Below are 17,924 nucleotides of genomic sequence, written 5' to 3'. Positions count from 1 at the left end.
AGTTATGACAGCTACGACAAGTTATGCTGACATGAAGTTATCCATTAAGGGATTAAAAGGCGATCTTGCAGATAATGTTGAGGCACGAACTTCATTAATTACACCTGACAAAGTTAGTGATACTCCAAATTTTAAGCGTTATTTTGAAAGCGAAACAAAAAAAGCATTACGTGCATTGGGTTACTACTCTCCTAGCTTTGAATATAACGCACAAAACCCAAAAGTTCTTGTTGTTAACGTTTCACCTGGCGACCCCGTATTAGTTGAGCAGCTTAATATTAATATTACTGGTGAGGGGAAACAAGATCCTGATTTTCAATATTTACTTAAAAACAACTTACCAAAAATTGGCGATGTGTTAAATCATGGTATTTATGAATCATTTAAGAAAAGCCTGCAAAATTTATCACTAAAAAAAGGTTACTTTGATGCCAATATGCCTAAACATCAATTAGCTGTATCTATGTCTGATCATCAAGCCTTTTGGAATATTGATTATACAACAGGTAGGCGATATCGATTTGGTAAAGTTACTTTTCATAATGCTAAAATTCGTGATGACTATTTAGCTAATATTGTGCCATTTAAAGACGGTGAGGAATATACAGCTGAACAATTATCATTATTAAATAGACGCCTTACTTCTACAAACTGGTTTAATTCAGTGGTTGTTGTCCCAGATTTTCCTCATCTAACCGAAGATAGAGTTCTTCCCATTGATGTAGAAACCTCACCCCGAAAAAAAAATAATATGGACTTAGGGTTGGGCTTTTCAACAGATAACGGCGTGCATGGTAAGATTGGTTGGAATAAACCTTGGATCAATAGTCGAGGGCAAAGTTTTCAAAGTAACTTATCACTATCTTCGCCAGAACAATTGGTGACCATGAGTTACAAAATCCCTTTAAAAAAATCACCTTTAGAGCAATATTACACTATCCAAGGTGGTTATAAAAAGATAGATAATAATGATACCTACTCACGTTCTTATACGTTCGGTGCTTTACGTAATTGGGATAATTTTTATGGATGGCAAACAGCATTAGGATTAAATGTGTTAAATGATGACTTTACCCAAGGTGATTCAAGTTTTAAAACATTTTTGTATTACCCGTCGCTTAGCATATCAAGAATCCGTTCTGATGGTAATTTATTAGCAATGTGGGGCGATTCACAACGTTATTCTGTTGAATCAGCTGGAGAAGTATTAGGTTCAGATATTAATCTAGTGCGATTTCAAGCACAACAAACTTGGATTCGCTCCTTAAAAAAATCGCATCGATTTATAGCTCGTGGCAATTTTGGCATTATACAAGCGAGCAATTTTGACCGTGTTCCACCATCATTTAGATTTTTTGCTGGTGGTGAACGCAGTATTCGAGGTTACAGTTATCAGTCTATTTCGCCTAAGGATAAAAAAGGTAAATTAAAAGGAGCTTCTAAACTCATCACTGGTTCACTTGAATATCAATATAATTTATCTGGATCATGGTGGGGAGCTGCATTTGTAGATACAGGTGAAGCTATAGATAAAGTTGATAAAACTAAATTTTATACAGGAACTGGTTTTGGCATTCGTTGGGCTTCTCCGGTTGGGCCAATAAAGGTTGATTTAGCAACACCACTTAACAAAGATACAGGTTCAATTCACCTATACATTGGCCTAGGAAGCGAATTATAATATGACTAAATATTCAGCTAGAATTAAAAAAGTAAAAAAATTAAAGCGGATACGTAAATGGAAAAAGCGAAGCATCGCCATTTTATCTGTTATCGCCTTTCTAATTGTTTTTGTTATTTTGTTTATATACACCAGTCTTGGTGTAAAACTAACCACCTATGTTTTAAATAAATTTCTACCTGAGTTAAAAATAGCTCAAGTTGAAGGCACCTTTCATGATTTGCATGTACAAGGACTTTCACTTGAATTACCAGGTGTTAATGTTCAAGTTAATGATGCTTCATTTTCACTCGCAGGACTTTGTTTATTAAAGACTGAAGTCTGCGTCAATCAATTCAATGCCAATGGTGTAAATGTTTCCATTAATACTAAAGAAATCGAAAGTTCACCAAGTGAAACTACTATTGATACTACCGCAGAACAACATTTTGTTCTCAAAACTCCATTACCTATAGAGCTTAACAGCACACACCTTACTAATGTAAAAGTCACTGTTGATGATATGCAATTTGGAATGTCTGACTTCACGGGTAAAGCCACATGGGTTAATAATCAGATTCATGTTTATCCTGCTGTTGCCACAGAGTTAAATGCTATTTTTACAGATAATAAAGCAGCAAATGTACCCGTAAAAACGTCCGATAAAGATATCGCACTTAATGAAAAAATCGCCCAACTTTTTAATCAACCGCTGATTGAATCATTGCCTCAAGTTAATATTCCATTAGATATTAATGTAACTAGTTTAAGAGGGACAAACTGGCTATTACATATGGGGGGGCAAGATTACCTATTTGATAACGTTGCAATTCAAACCAATATTGTTAATAGTCGTATTATTATAAAACAATTAGATACAGATGCTATAACTCCCTATGCTAGCGGACATGCTTCACTTTCAGGTGAAATCACATTACACGATGACTGGCCTGTATTAGCTTTAATAAAGGCAAATACCGAACAAAATCAACTTGATGCACAGTTTTCAGGAAAATTACTTGGTGAGTTGTTAACTAACTTAAACCTTGATGGTTTGAATCAAATGGTGATGAGTGGACACATCAATTTTATTGAAAAATACTTACCTGTAATCACTCAAATTGAAGGTAAGCATATTCAATGGCCGATTGAAGGAAAAGCTCAGTACCAATTAAATGATTTTTCAGCATCAATAAACGGTAATGTAAAACAGTTTCAAATGTCAGTCAAAGGTATTATTGAAGGGAAAGAATTAATTAATACCTCATTTGATATTGCTGGTAAAGGAACTAATCAAGATGCAAGCATTGATCATGGAATCATTAAATTACCCCAAGGTGAAATTAATATAGATGGAAATATAAGTTGGCCACAAACATTACAATGGAATGTCAACATAAAACTGAATAATGTTGATATGAACAAAGAACTACCTAACTATCCGATTCGATTAAATGGTCAATTTAAAACTACAGGCGTGCTAGACAAAGATAAATGGGCGTTTGATTTTTCCAATCTACAACTAAAAGGTAATATTAACCATGCTAATTTTTTAGCATCTGGTAACGTATATGTTGATTCTGAAAACTTAGCCACTGCAAATAATTTTGCAATTAAATGGGGAAAAAATCAGATCGATTTAAATGGTTCAGCTGAAAAAGGCAACTTACTGGCGAAATTAAATCTCGAATCATTATCCTTATTAGTTGATGGTATGCAAGGTTCAATTGTGGGCAATATAAAACTTAATCGCACCCATGATAATGCAATTATAGATACTAGTTTAGCCATTAACTCGCTATCTTTTAACACCATCAAAATAGCCAAAGCTAATCTTATAGGTAAAGTTGAGTATAAAGAACAGATCAGTGGCAACATTAAACTCACAGGACAATCAATAGAGCTTTCAGTCCAAACCATAAAAAAACTAAATGTTGATCTATCTGGTAGTGAAAGCCAACATATGTTAACCGTTAATATTGATGGTGAACCTGCATCACTAAAAACATCGTTAACAGGAAAACTTGATAAAAAACGCACAAAGTGGAACGGAACCATTCCAGGTGCGCTACTCAATTTAAATAAAAATAATAGTTGGCAATTAGCTAAATCTGTTGACTTATCTTATGATGTTAATAATCAAATCCCAGCAATTAATGCTCATTGTTGGATTAATGGAAAGTCAAGCATTTGCCTTGATAAACAATTTTTGTTAGCTAAAAATACCGATACAAGTATCACCTTAAAAAACATTAATCTATCTAGGCTACCAATACCAAATGACGGTGAAACCAAACTTACTGGTAATGTAAATGGAAAAATAACTATTCAATTTAATAATAACAATACAATACCATTAATAAAAGCAAATTTAACAAGTTATGATGTTTATATTCAACAAATGGTTACCTCTCAATCATTGCTATTACCTTTTGATGTTTTCAAAATAGATGCTGAATTTAATGAACAACAAGCTAAATTGGATTGGAAATTTGGTCTAAATAAATTAGGAAAAATAAACGGTAATCTTGTTATTACTGATCCAATTGAACAAAAAAAATTAAGTGGTCAATTAAGTATCGATCACTTAGCTTTAGCAATTATTAACCCATTATTAGATAGCAAAGACTATGCTAAAGGGGCTATTAATGGTAACGTTAAATTTTCTGGCTCATTAAATGAGCCATTGCTAACAGGAAATATTAACTTACAAAATAGCGAAATCAAATCTAGCCAATTACCAATTGATATTAAATCAGCTAAATTTGACCTCAATTTCAATGGTAAATCATCCTCATTAAAAGGTATTTTAACAACTCAAGCTGGCAATGTTAATATTAATGGTAATGCCAGCTGGAATACTATAGATAAATGGCAAGCCTCGTTAGCTGTTAATGGCGCTGCCATGGAAGTTACTGTGCCACCAATGATTGTTATGTCAATTGTTCCAGATATTAAAATCAATGCAACACAAGATGAATTAACTTTGTTAGGTAAAGTTAGCATTCCAAAAGGAAAAATAACCGTTGAATCACTACCTGCATCAAGTATTGATGTCTCACCAGATGAAGTAATGCTCGATATAAATCGTAAACCTATTAGGCCTCAGGAATTTGGCATTAAAATCAATAGTCATCTTGCAATTGATATTGGTGATAACGTTATTGTCGATGCTTTTGGACTAAAGGCTTCGCTTAAAGGTAGTTTAACTGCGGCACAAACCAATAAAGGACTCGATTTGCATGGTGAAGTTTTGATTCCAACAGGTCGATTCCATGCTTATGGGCAAGATTTAATTATTCATAAAGGTATCATTACTTTTTCAGGATCGGCAGATCAAGCTACACTCGATATTGAAGCAATTCGTAATCCAGAGGCAATGGAAAATAGCAATATCATGGCAGGAATTCGTATTACAGGATCTTCTGAATCGCCAAAAATTGAAGTATTTTCAGATCCCGCCATGTCACAGCAAGAAGCGCTCTCTTACTTAATCCGAGGACAAGGACTCGATAGTACAGAACAAAGTGATAGCGATATGATGACAGCATTGCTGGTCGGTATTGGCACAGCGAAAACAGGTAAATATATTGGCGATATTGGTAATGTATTTGGTATTAAAAATCTAACACTTGATACGCAAGGTGCCGGTAATAACTCTAAAGTTGTGGTTAGTGGCTACATATTACCTAATTTACAACTTAAATATGGTGTAGGTATATTTGATTCGCTGGCAACCTTTACTTTGCGTTACAGACTAATGCCTAGTCTCTATTTAGATGCTACATCAAGTTTAGCGCAAACACTGGATCTGATTTATCAATTTGATTTTTAATCATTAGCCCAAAGGACTCTATGTCATTACCTTATGCTGTATCTCAATGGAGTAAAATGCTAAAATCTGCCTAGCCTAAAACGTGCTAACTGACGCTTTAACTAGGCTGCATATAAGGGTAGCCATTTCAACGATAAAATAGTGCTATCAGTATTTGTTTTTGTTTGGCATTATACAGTCACATCATTTAAAAAAACAATAAAATCAACACCTTTACTAAAAATTTTTAGAACAGAAAGTGACCAAATTTGGCGCAGTTCGTTTTAAAGAACTTGAGTTTTTGGGATACAATCTAGCGATACGGTTTTTAGAATTTTTACTAAGTTTTACGCTCTAATTAGTGCCAAAGAACTCGCTAAAAGCGAGTTCTTTGGCACTAATTTGTTCCTGTTTAACATGTAGTTATATTAGGTTATTCTTCAATTTTTTTATCAAACCAAGAATACCCCATTCCCCTTTTCGTGTAAGCATCCTTTACCTGACTACAAGGATATCCTTCTTTTATTGCTTTTTGTAATTTACTTTCTTTATTCCAGTCTAATTTTTGAGATTTAACTGCTTCTAATTTATCTATGCATGAGTTATATGTAGTAATAAATTCCGCATTATTTTCTGTATAGAATTTAATGTACTTATCATTTTCTTTTTTCCATGCTTTTTCCCAACTAATACTACAAACTGGTAAAAAAACTAGGTCATCTGCACAGTATAGTGATTTTGTTGATTCAATGGTTTGGATATCAGCATTAGCCAATTCATCAGCCGCCTTTTCCTCTAACGCTTTTTCGGCAACACTACAATTAGAACCAGTTCTTTTATCTAATTTACATAAAGACTGCATTTTTTCTTTAATTTCATTAAAAGATAGTTGTTTTAACTCTTTTTTACCTTCATCTACTTTTTCTTTATAAATCGTTTCCCAAGCTTCACATTTCGGGCTTTTATTAAACGAAAAACTACTTTTACATTCATCTACCTTTAAGTATTCATTAACTGATTCGCCCCACGACATACCAGAAATTTGTTTTTTGATAGCACTCATTTCTGATTCTACTGCTTGTTTTCTTTCGCCTTCTTTCCGTTTCTTTTCTAATTCATATTTTATCTTTTTGTCTTTTTTAATTGCAGATATTGCAGCACGACATTCAGGATCTTTTTTTATCTTTTCGATACCGTCTTTATCTCTTGCCATAAATGCCTTTTCTAGATCCTGATTACATTGCTCTACTTTTTTATTTGCTGAGTCTATATTGTTTAAATAATATTCCTCATTTTTTTCTTCACAACCGGTTAAAACCATAGCGGTGGTTAATATAATTAAAACGTTTTTTAAGACCTTCATCTATTCTCCTATTTAACTTACTTTTATTTTCATAAGTATAATATAAATAATAAATTGTTATTATTGGTTAATATTTTATATGAATTACCTTACCATTTCTAGAAAATTACTTAATAGTGCAAATTACTCATGTTGTTTATCTAATTTGCGAAAAGACTGTAACAAATATACATAAAAACATACTCACTTATAGCCAACTAACATTTCACGTTTTGAACCAAATCCTTTTCGTTTTTGAACGATAAATCCTGCATTAATTAAATGACGACGAACAAATCCTGCTGCAGTAAAAGTAGCAAAACTACCACCAGATGCTGTCAGGCTAAAACAATTTTTAAATAAACGTTCTGTCCACATATCAGGATTCTTTGCTGGTGAAAACCCATCAAAAAACCAAGCATCAATCAAAACATTTTGCTTTGTTAAAAAATCTGAAAAATTGCTAATATCATCATTACATATCTTTAAACTAACATCGTCAAACTGGAAAGTAGAATCAATTAAAAAAGCCTGAAGTCGTTTTGATAACGAAAGTAATGTTTTATTTTTAAAAAGCACATCATTATGAATTTTTATTAATTCATCTAACGATAACGGGTACTTTTCAACACTAAAAAATGCAAGATGTTTAAGTATATGATTCGGGTTTTGACTTCTAAAATGTAAAAATGTTTCCCATAAAATCAAAAAACTTAGCCCTGAACCAAAGCCTGTTTCGCCAACTATAAATGTATCTTGCTTATGATTCAAAAAACGCTGACGTAAATCATTACCTTCAATAAATACATATCTGGTTTCCTCAATTGCGCCTTCAGTATTAAAATAAACATCATCGAAATGGGTAGAGATAGGAGTTTGATTTTCGTCCCAAGTTATAGTTGGTTTATACATAATCATCCTTTAGAAGAAGCCGTTAACGAACTGTATATTAGCTTAGATTAAGTATATAATATGTAAATTAACTTATGAGGTAAATTATGCTATTTCTTTTTCGCTTAATTAGTGGTGTTATAACTGGTATTATTGTTTGTGTATTAGGCGTCATTTTTTGCCTATTTAATCCAAGAAATCCCAAAAATGTAGCAAGATTTGCTCATTTATTTAGCTTTTTCTTTAAACCTATATTGGGCGTAAAAGTTGATACCCGTACGACCCATAATATCAATAAAATAGGTAGCTGTATCTATATTGCGAATCATCAAGATAACTATGATATAGTTGTAGCTGGTGATGTTGTGCAACCTAAAACGGTAACAGTAGGTAAAAAAAGTCTGGCTTGGATTCCTTTTTTTGGGCAACTTTATTATCTTACAGGTAACATTCTTATTGACCGTAATAATAAATCAAAAGCTCACGACACAATCGGACAAGTTGTTAATGAAATTAAAAAGCGTGGCATATCTATTTGGATGTTTCCTGAAGGTACTCGTAACCGTGGACGGGGATTATTACCGTTTAAAACAGGTGCATTTAAAGCTGCCATTGCTGCTGGAGTACCAATTGTGCCAATCTGTGTATCGCAAACCAATAATATTAAATTAAACCGCCTAAATAATGGACATATCATTGTTGAAATGTTAGAACCTATCGAAACCAAAAATCTAGGCAAAGAGGATGCTAGAGCCTTAATGGAACAGTGCTATAGCCAAATGGCAACTAAAATAGAGCAAATAAATGCTGAAGCAGAACAACTAAACAATCAAAAATAAGTCATGAATAAACAAGATCGTAATTTTGATGATATCAGCAATAAATTTGCACAAAATATTTATGGCACAACCAAAGGTCAAATTCGCGAAGCGGTAGTATGGCAAGAACTAGAAAAAGTTTTAGCTACCTATCCGCACAATAAATCATTAAATATTCTAGATGCTGGTGGAGGACAAGGTCAGATCGCCTGTCGGCTAGCCAAACTTGGGCATCAAGTAACGCTTTGCGATATCTCTGAACAAATGCTAGAACTGGCAAAACAAAAAGCTCAATCCGAAAAGATAAATATAGATTGTCTTTGTTGCTCTATTCAGCAGCTTGATAACTTAATAAACAAACAGTTTGATTTAGTCATTTGTCATGCTGTATTAGAGTGGGTTGCTGAACCAATTGAATTAATAAAATCATTAAAACAACACCTTAAATCTGATGGTTTTTTATCGTTAATGTTTTATAACTATCATGCGCTTTTGTTTAAGACGGTCACATTAGGCAATTTTGGTTACACAAAATCAGGGTTAGCAAAGCGTAAGAAAAAAACTCTTTCGCCCGATTATCCAAGAGTTCCTTCTGACGTATATCTCTGGCTTACACAACTTGATTTTGATATTTTGCAAAAAACAGGGATTCGTATTTTTCATGACTATCTAATCAACAAATCCAAAGCAGAAACTCATTTTGAACAACTATTAGAACTTGAACAAAAATACTGCCAAACTGAACCTTATCTTAATTTAGCAAGATATATTTTAGTTACTGCAAAAAACAAAATGAATTCATAAAAAACTCGTCTTGCTCATGCTTTTTTAAATGAGCACTCGAAAAATTTATCATAAATCGCTATTATAAGCAGATTAGTTTTATTGATTAAGGAAAATGATCATGATTGTTGTAACAGGCGGCGCTGGGTTTATTGGTAGTAATATTGTTAAAGGTTTGAATGACCTGGGGCACAAAGATATTTTGGTGGTTGATGATCTAACTGACGGCACTAAATTTTCTAATCTGGCTGATCTAGATATTGCTGATTATATGGACAAAGATGAGTTCATCGCAGCCATTATTAGCCATGAAGATCTTAATATTGATGTTGTTTTTCATCAAGGTGCTTGTTCGTCAACCACAGAATGGGATGGCAAGTTTATGATGGAAAATAACTATGACTATTCTAAAGACTTGTTGCATTACTGTCTCGATTTCAATATTCCATTTTTATATGCTTCATCAGCTGCTACTTATGGTGGGCGCAGTGATAACTTTATTGAAGATCGCATTTACGAAAAGCCATTAAACGTATATGGATATTCTAAATTCTTATTTGACCAATATGTAAGACAATTACTACCCAAAGCTAATTCACCAATTTGTGGATTCCGTTATTTTAATGTCTATGGACCACGTGAATCACACAAAGGTAGCATGGCTAGCGTTGCATTTCACTTAAATGAACAAATTAATAAAGGGGAAAAACCAAAACTCTTTGCAGGTAGTGAAAACTTTAAACGTGATTTTATTTATGTTGGTGATGTCGTTGAAGTCAATTTATGGTTCTGGAAAAATAAAATATCAGGAATTTATAACTGTGGAACAGGTCGAGCAGAGTCGTTCCAAGCTGTTGCTAATGCGGTTCTTACTTATCATAAAAAAGATGAAATTGATTATATTCCTTTCCCTGAACATCTAAAAGGACGCTATCAAAGCTATACCCAAGCTGATCTGACTAAATTTAAACAAACTAAATGCCCAATTGAATTTAAGAATGTTGCAGAAGGAACTGCTGAATATATGAAATGGCTCAATGAACAATAAGATGGAATTGATTAAATGAAAACACTCATTATTGGTCCTTCATGGGTTGGCGATATGATGATGTCGCAAAGCCTGTATCGTACATTAAAACAACTTGATTCTAATAACGAAATTGATGTTTTAGCACCGGCTTGGTGTCGAGCGCTATTAAATAAAATGCCAGAAGTGAATCAAGCAATTGCAATGCCATTAGACCATGGTGAGTTTGCGTTAAAAAAACGTCATAAAATAGGTCAATCACTGCGTGATAACCATTATGATCATGCTATTGTATTACCTAATTCATTCAAATCAGCATTGATTCCATTTTTTGCCAAAATTCCTAAACGTACAGGTTGGAAAGGCGAGATGCGTTATGGTTTATTAAACGATCTTCGTAAACTTGATAAGCAAGCATTTCCGTTGATGATTGAACGCTATATTGCTCTTGCTTATCCTAATAGACAGACTCATTCGGCTTCCGATTTACCACAACCACTACTATGGCCAAAACTCAATGTCGAACAAAATGAAATAACCCAAGCTCTTTCAACTTTTACTATAACACAAGATGAACCATTAATTGGCTTTTGTCCTGGTGCTGAATTTGGTCCTGCAAAACGTTGGCCCGATTATCATTATGCGGCACTTGCTGATATGCTAGTTAAACAGCACGCTAAAGTTATTATTTTGGGGTCCCAAAATGATCGCAAAGTAGGAGAACAAATTATTGCTAAAATGATACATCGCGATAAATGTATCAATCTAGCAGGTCAAACACAACTAGAACAAGCTGTTAGCCTAATTGCTGCTTGTAAAGCTATTGTGACTAATGACTCTGGACTAATGCATGTTGCAGCAGCTTTAGACAGACCACTGGTTGCTCTTTATGGGCCAAGTAGTCCAGATTTTACCCCTCCACTATCAGATAAAGCTGAAGTTATTCGTTTAATTACCGGATACCACCGTGTTCGTAAAGGCGATGCAGAACAAGGTTACCATCAAAGCCTGATCGATATTAAACCCGATATTGTTTTCGAAACCTTGATGAAACTCATCATGCGCTGTAAGAAGAGTAATGAATAATGAGAGTATTAGTGGTTAAAACATCATCCATGGGGGATGTACTTCATTCTTTACCAGCATTAACTGATGCTGCTAACAATTTACCAAATATATCCTTTGATTGGGTAGTAGAAGAAAATTTTGCCCAAATACCTAGTTGGCACTTTGCTGTAAACCAAGTGATACCGGTTGCAATAAGACGCTGGCGAAAAAATTGGTTCGCTAAAGCAATTCGTCAAGAGCGCCATGATTTTGTTGATACCTTAAGACGACAACATTATGATGTGATTATTGATGCACAAGGACTAATTAAAAGTGCGTTTCTTATTACTCGTAAAGCACGGGGTATTAAACACGGTTTGGATCGCAAAAGTATCAAAGAACCAATTGCTAGTTGGTTTTATGATGTAAAACACAATGTACCTAAACAAATGCATGCTATTGAGCGCGTTAGATTACTGTTTGCAAAAAGCCTACAATATACATTACCTAATTCAATGGGTGATTATGCTATTGCGCGTCACTTTTTATCTTCATTACCTAACGATAATCAGCAATATCTAATTTTTTTACACGCAACAACACGTGATGAAAAGCACTGGAACGAAGATGCTTGGCGAAAATTAATTAAATTAGTTGAGCCTACTGGGTTAAAAATAAAATTACCTTGGGGAGCACCACATGAGCAAGCACGAGCAATTCGTCTAGCACAAGGATTCCAATACGTAGAGGTGCTTCCCAAACTTTCACTTTCAGATATAGCAACCATCATTGCGGGAGCAAAAGCCGTTGTTTCGGTTGATACAGGTTTAAGTCACCTAACTGCTGCATTGGATCGTCCAAATATTACTTTATTTGGCAAAACCGATCCTAATTTGATTGGCGGCTATGGAAAAAATCAATTTAGTATTATCTCAGATGAAAAATGCATGCAAACCATTCAAGCTGAACAAGTTTATAAACAATTAGTTAGCTTTTTATAAGTGGAATAAAAAGAAATGAATTTAATGAATAAATATAGTACTCTTATTTATGAAAAATATGCGCAAATTGGCAGCAATGATCTTGGTTATATTGATGATGCCTTAGGTGCTGTTATGCAAGTATTAGACGAAGTTGTTCGTAACGAAAATGTCCCACAAGAACTAAAAGATAAAGCCGCTTATGCAGCGGCTAATTTACTGATCAGCGACTTTGATGTTAAATAGTGGTTGGTAAATTAATAATAAAACGGGTTGATTGCTCATCAGACTCAGCGTAAATTGAACCTTTATGTGTTTGAATAATGGATTTGACGATAGCAAGCCCTATTCCAGTGCCTGAATTATCATTACGATGACGTGATTCGTCAACTCGATAAAACCGATCAAAAAGGTGTGGCAAATGTTTACTATCAACTCTCTTGCCTGGGTTCGAAATGATGATTCGAATTCGCTTTTCACTTACTTGACTTAAAATTATAGTGATAGTCTGATTTTCAGGTGTATAACGAATTGCATTGGATAAAATATTACTGATTGCCCTACTTAACATCATCTTATCACCTTGAATATGGGAGCAATTTCCTTCAAGATTAAAGGCAATATTCTTCTCGTCGGTAAGTGGTTCAAAATATTCACACATCATTGTGATCAAGCTATGTAAATCAATATTGATTAAATTAGGCACCAATTGACGATTATCTGCTTGTGCTAAAAATAACATATCAGAAATCATCTGTGACATTTTTTCGTATTCTTCTAAATTTGAATATAAAATCTCGCGATATTCATTAGTTGTTCTAGCATTACTCAGTACTATTTGCGTTTGAGTTGTTAAATTGGTAATAGGCGTTCGCATCTCATGAGCGATATCTGCGGTAAAATTACGTTGCCGCTGAAACACATCCTCTATCCGATTAAGCATCTCATTAAATGCTTTCACTAAACTAACATATTTAATTGGTACTAAAGAAGCAGGAATACGATAATTTAAACTTTTAAAATTAACTTTTTCGATCTTTTTAATCAACCGATTAATTGGTTTTTGGGTAAAATAGACACTGATAAAAGAACCAATTAAGGCCAAAATACAAGCAATAGCAATAAGCAAGCCTAAACCATCGTGTAATCGCCGAATGAATTCGAGATGTAAATCACGACCAACAGCAACTATAGTGGTATATTGTCTACCATTTTCAATCGAAACTCGTGAAGCGGCAATTCGATATGATGCTTTATCTTGATTCCAAATAGCGGTACTGTGATTTGCAATAATGGTATCAAAATCAATGTGATTTTTAGCAACAGTTAGATTAGGACCACGTGTTCGATAAACAATTTTACCTTTCTCATCAATAACATAAACAAATAGGCGATGATGTCCTGTCAAAATTAATAATAAATTTTGAATAAATTCGTCACGATTTTCATCTGGAGAATAATAAATAAGTTCACGTTCTATAGAATCAATAACCGAATTAAGTTCAGACACATTTTGTTGGATTGAAATTTTTTCAAAAGAACGTTCAATAAAAAAACTAAAACAATAAAGTAAACCGCAGGTTAATAAACAAACAATAAGAGGTAAGCGAAATGATATTAACTTATTCTGTTTCATCCAAGACATCTAACTTATACCCCATTCCACGGACTGTATGAATCAATTTTGGCTCGAAATCAGCATCAATTTTATTACGCAATCTCCGAATTGCAACATCAATCACATTAGTATCACTATCAAAATTCATATCCCAAACTTGAGATGCAATTAATGATCGTGGTAATACTTCCCCCGGATAACGTAAAAAATATTCTAATAACAAAAATTCTTTATTGGTTAAATCAATGCGTTTATCTCCACGTGTTACCATACGTTTAGGAAGATCCATGACCAGATCTGCAATACTCAATTGGGAATTATTGACTTGAGGGACATTACGTCGGAGCATAGATTTCACACGAGCTAATAACTCGGCAAACGAAAAAGGTTTTACTAGATAATCATCAGCACCTAAGTTTAGGCCTTTAACTTTATCATCCACACTTCCCATAGCGGTAAGTAACATGATAGGTGTCTCTTTGCCTGCTTCACGCAGTGACTGAACAATTTTCCAACCAACTATATCAGGCAACATCACATCTAAAATAATTAGATCATAATCTTCTGTCATGGCTCTATGATAACCATCAAGACCATTATTTGTTAAATCAACAACAAACCCAGATTCAACTAGACCTTGACGAAGATACTCACCTGTTTTTTGCTCATCTTCAACTACTAACAATTTCATACTTGAATATTTCCTTTGTTATTTGTCTGGTTGTCGTAATTGCATAACACAGCTATAGAATAAATGATAAACACCAAACCAATCATGATGGTTTAATGACTATTTTGTAATCCTAATGTCATTAATTAGTTGGTTTATCTTTGTTATAGTAGCTACACAATGATTCATGAGGCTAGACATTATTGTTTCATTGTTTTATTTCCTTTCATCCATTCCTTGCAATTTAATGCAGCCCTAGTTTATCTAGGGTTTTTTTTTGTTATAGATCGATGCAAGTTTACATACACCCGAAACAACAATTAGTTAGGTATGAATTGAGTATATTTTAACAAAAATACTCTACATTGAATATTAATTCCTTTTACTTTTTATACAACACAATACCCGTCTCAACATGATCTGTATAAGGAAATTGATCAAACATAGCAAAATGTTGAATTGAATGTGTTTTAATCAATAACTGTAAATTGTCACGCAATGTATTAGGATTACACGAAATATAAATAATTTTTTTATAGGTTTTTAATATATTAATGGTATTTAAATCCACTCCCCCACGTGGTGGATCTACAAGTACCGTATCACACTGATATTCATCCAAATTGATTCCTTTTAAACGATTAAACTCTCGTTCTTTTTTAATTGCACTAGTAAATTCTTCGGCTGACAACCGTACAATATCAAGATTATCAATTTGATTAACTTCAATATTATGCTGAGCTGAATAAACAGATGCTTTAGCTATTTCAGTGGCCAATACTTTGCGAAAGTTTTGTGCTAGTGCAATTGAAAAGTTACCATTACCACAATAAAATTCAAGTAAATCACCAGTTGAATTTTTAGTGACCGATATAGCCCACTGTAGCATTTTAATATTTACGGCAGCATTTGGTTGAGTAAAACTATTTTCAATTTGCCGATAAATAAACGTTTTATCCATTACTGGCAACACTTCATCAACATAATCCACATCAATTGCTATTTTTTGATTACTCGCTCGCCCTACAATATTAGCAACTACTCCATGTTCAGCTAATTGAGCTTTTAATTTTTTTGCTTCGATGATCCATCCATCACTTAACTTTTTATGATATAAAAGCGTAATTAATAGCTGACCACTTAAAGTCGAAAAATAATCAATTTGAAACAGCATATGGCGAAGTAACAAATTATGTTGTAACAAAGGTAAAATAGTTTGCATTGCTTGATTAATTAGTTTTGTTGCAATAGGAAATTCATCAACCCGTATTCGTTTTTTTGTTTTTTTATCATACATAATATGATAAAGATCTTCACCATCATGCCAGATCCTAAACTCGGCACGCATACGATAATGACTAATAGGTGAACAATATACCGATAATTCGGGCAGTGAAAAATCCGATAATAACGCTTTTAAATTATCTACTTTTTTTTTCAACTGTTGATTATAATTATCATTCGAGAAACATTCGGTCATATTCATTATCTAATAGTTATTAAAGAAGTATTATTTAATATGGAAATTTGAGCCAATCTGCGTTAAACAACAAAATAATTAAACATTAATTATTTAAACCAATTTAACCTCAGTAGGGTAGTATAAATAATCATTATGCATGTTATCGCTTAACGGACGCATATCTTATCACAAGCAGCTAACAATGATAAGTTTTGCTTAAATAAAACATCTAGTTTTAGATATAAAACTATGTCTTACACTGTAATAACTACCTTACAATTAATCGCCCCATAAAAATAGAATAATATTCCATCACATTTTTATTGATTGTAGTTATAACGATTAACGTTATAATGTGCCTAATAATTTTAGATGAAAAGAACACTATGACTGCACACACTTTTTCTGGTTTAGAATTAGATAATATTTTAATTCACAATCTCCAAACACAAAATATAAATACTCCAACCGTAATCCAAGCACAAACAATCCCTGTTGCTTTAGATGGCAAAGATATTTTAGGTTCTGCACCAACAGGCACAGGTAAAACGCTAGCTTTTTTAATTCCGGCCGTACAACATCTACTCGATTTTCCACGCCGTAAACCAGGCCCACCACGAATTTTGATTTTAACACCAACGCGTGAACTAGCCATGCAAATTGCTGAACAAGCCAAATTATTAACCGGATCAACAAATTTAAGTATTGCAACTATAACTGGCGGTGTTGCTTATATAAATCACGCTGAAGTGTTTAGTAAAAACCAAGATATCGTTATTGCTACAACAGGCCGATTATTACAGTATATAAAAGAAGAGAATTTCGATTGCCGAGCAGTTGAAATGCTTATTTTAGACGAAGCTGATCGGATGTTAGACATGGGTTTTTCACAAGATGTCGAAATGATATCTGCCGAAACCCGTTGGCGTAAGCAAACCTTATTATTTTCTGCCACACTGGAAGGTGAAGGACTGCATAACTTTGCTACCCGTATTTTGAATGATCCAATCGAAATCAATGCCGAGCCTTCACGAAAAGAGCGTAAAAAAATCCTGCAATTTTATTATCGTGCCGATGATTTAACTCATAAAGTAGCACTTCTTATTCACTTATTAAAGCAAGAAGAATTAAAAAAAACAATTGTATTTGTTCGTAAACGTGAACGTGTGCATGAATTAGTTAGTTTACTGCACCAAGCTGGTATCCATAGCTGCTATTTAGAAGGTGAAATGGTACAAACAAAACGCAACGAAGCAATAAAAAGGATCAACAATAATATTGTCAGTGTACTTGTTGCAACCGATGTTGCTGCTCGAGGTATTGATATTGACAATATTACTCATGTTATTAATTTTGATGCACCAAAAACTGCCGATGTATATTTACACAGAATTGGACGCACCGCTCGAGCGGGGAAAAAAGGAACAGCTATTATGCTAGTCGAAGCGCATGATAACGAATTACTGCAAAAAATTGAGCGCTATATTAAAGAACCAATCAAATTAAGAACGATTGATGGATTACGCCCTAAAACTAAAGCACCAAAACCAGTAACTAAGAAAAAACCTTCACAAAAAGCAAAACAAAAAAGTGCGAACAAAAAGCAAGAACAAGTAAAAAAGAAAAAGATAAAACAACGCTATCGAGACACAAAAAATAAAGGCAAACCGAAAATCAATAACTAATACCGAATAATAATCATAACTTAATAGTTTAAACTTATGATACCAATCGTTTATAACAACTTTGACAATGGATTTTAATTGCTATAATGCTACGCTATATGAGTTGCAGTTAATTATAAAGGAGAAA

14 protein-coding genes are annotated in these 17,924 nt (G+C 33.5%); 9 read left to right on the top strand and 5 right to left on the bottom strand.

Annotated elements, in window-relative coordinates; genetic code table 11:
- Window positions 1-4: 4 nt before the first annotated feature.
- Window positions 5-1,681, top strand: a complete 1,677-nt coding sequence (gene tamA / locus A9G44_RS11075) for an autotransporter assembly complex protein TamA (RefSeq protein ID WP_065611030.1) — start codon at window positions 5-7, stop codon at window positions 1,679-1,681.
- A 1-nt stretch (window position 1,682) separates the two neighbouring features.
- Window positions 1,683-5,495 (top strand): autotransporter assembly complex protein TamB, encoded by a 3,813-nt coding sequence (tamB, locus tag A9G44_RS11070; protein WP_065611028.1) that lies wholly within the window; start codon window positions 1,683-1,685, stop codon window positions 5,493-5,495.
- A gap of 412 nt (window positions 5,496-5,907) precedes the next feature.
- Here tamB and A9G44_RS11065 read toward each other — a convergent pair whose 3' ends face one another.
- Both A9G44_RS11065 and mnmD read right to left on the bottom strand, forming a co-directional pair.
- Window positions 5,908-6,837, bottom strand: a complete 930-nt coding sequence (locus A9G44_RS11065) for a hypothetical protein (RefSeq protein WP_065611027.1) — start codon at window positions 6,835-6,837, stop codon at window positions 5,908-5,910.
- Between the two features lie 183 nt (window positions 6,838-7,020).
- Window positions 7,021-7,728, bottom strand: coding sequence for a tRNA (5-methylaminomethyl-2-thiouridine)(34)-methyltransferase MnmD (gene mnmD, locus A9G44_RS11060; RefSeq protein ID WP_065611025.1), 708 nt, complete (start codon window positions 7,726-7,728; stop codon window positions 7,021-7,023).
- Window positions 7,729-7,814: 86 nt separating this feature from the next.
- Between mnmD and A9G44_RS11055 the strand changes: the two genes are divergently transcribed.
- The 6 genes from A9G44_RS11055 (at window position 7,815) to A9G44_RS11030 (ending at window position 12,608) form a co-directional block, all read left to right on the top strand.
- Window positions 7,815-8,546: a 1-acylglycerol-3-phosphate O-acyltransferase gene (locus tag A9G44_RS11055; protein ID WP_065611023.1), complete on the top strand. Its 732-nt coding sequence runs from the start codon at window positions 7,815-7,817 to the stop codon at window positions 8,544-8,546.
- A 3-nt stretch (window positions 8,547-8,549) separates the two neighbouring features.
- Entirely contained in the window at window positions 8,550-9,329 is a 780-nt protein-coding gene (locus A9G44_RS11050; protein WP_065611021.1) for a methyltransferase domain-containing protein, read from the top strand.
- A 100-nt stretch (window positions 9,330-9,429) separates the two neighbouring features.
- Complete coding sequence (rfaD, locus tag A9G44_RS11045) at window positions 9,430-10,356, top strand: ADP-glyceromanno-heptose 6-epimerase (protein WP_065611019.1); 927 nt, start codon at window positions 9,430-9,432, stop codon at window positions 10,354-10,356.
- A gap of 15 nt (window positions 10,357-10,371) precedes the next feature.
- Window positions 10,372-11,421, top strand: coding sequence for an ADP-heptose--LPS heptosyltransferase RfaF (rfaF, locus tag A9G44_RS11040; protein ID WP_065611017.1), 1,050 nt, complete (start codon window positions 10,372-10,374; stop codon window positions 11,419-11,421).
- Entirely contained in the window at window positions 11,421-12,383 is a 963-nt protein-coding gene (rfaC, locus tag A9G44_RS11035) for a lipopolysaccharide heptosyltransferase RfaC (protein ID WP_065611014.1), read from the top strand. The genes rfaF and rfaC overlap by 1 nt, the downstream gene beginning before the upstream one ends.
- A gap of 24 nt (window positions 12,384-12,407) precedes the next feature.
- Entirely contained in the window at window positions 12,408-12,608 is a 201-nt protein-coding gene (locus A9G44_RS11030; protein ID WP_034914884.1) for a YaeP family protein, read from the top strand.
- On the opposite strand, the gene A9G44_RS11025 is transcribed toward A9G44_RS11030, so the two are convergent.
- The 3 genes from A9G44_RS11025 to trmA all read right to left on the bottom strand — a co-directional run bounded on the left by A9G44_RS11025 (window position 12,601) and on the right by trmA (window position 16,130).
- Window positions 12,601-13,998: a heavy metal sensor histidine kinase gene (locus tag A9G44_RS11025; protein WP_179854844.1), complete on the bottom strand. Its 1,398-nt coding sequence runs from the start codon at window positions 13,996-13,998 to the stop codon at window positions 12,601-12,603. The two genes, A9G44_RS11030 and A9G44_RS11025, sit on opposite strands and share 8 nt — an antisense overlap.
- Window positions 13,985-14,671: a heavy metal response regulator transcription factor gene (locus A9G44_RS11020; RefSeq protein WP_034914857.1), complete on the bottom strand. Its 687-nt coding sequence runs from the start codon at window positions 14,669-14,671 to the stop codon at window positions 13,985-13,987. The genes A9G44_RS11025 and A9G44_RS11020 overlap by 14 nt, the downstream gene beginning before the upstream one ends.
- Window positions 14,672-15,032: 361 nt before the next feature.
- Entirely contained in the window at window positions 15,033-16,130 is a 1,098-nt protein-coding gene (gene trmA, locus A9G44_RS11015; RefSeq protein WP_065611010.1) for a tRNA (uridine(54)-C5)-methyltransferase TrmA, read from the bottom strand.
- Window positions 16,131-16,498: 368 nt separating this feature from the next.
- Between trmA and srmB the strand changes: the two genes are divergently transcribed.
- Complete coding sequence (gene srmB, locus A9G44_RS11010; protein ID WP_034914852.1) at window positions 16,499-17,797, top strand: ATP-dependent RNA helicase SrmB; 1,299 nt, start codon at window positions 16,499-16,501, stop codon at window positions 17,795-17,797.
- Window positions 17,798-17,924 lie beyond the last annotated feature (127 nt).

This window comes from Gilliamella sp. Occ4-3, assembly GCF_001690675.1.
Lineage (GTDB): Bacteria > Pseudomonadota > Gammaproteobacteria > Enterobacterales > Orbaceae > Gilliamella > Gilliamella bombi.
The sequence above is the reverse complement of the archived record's forward strand: the minus strand, read 5'-3'. Positions and strand labels throughout refer to the sequence as shown.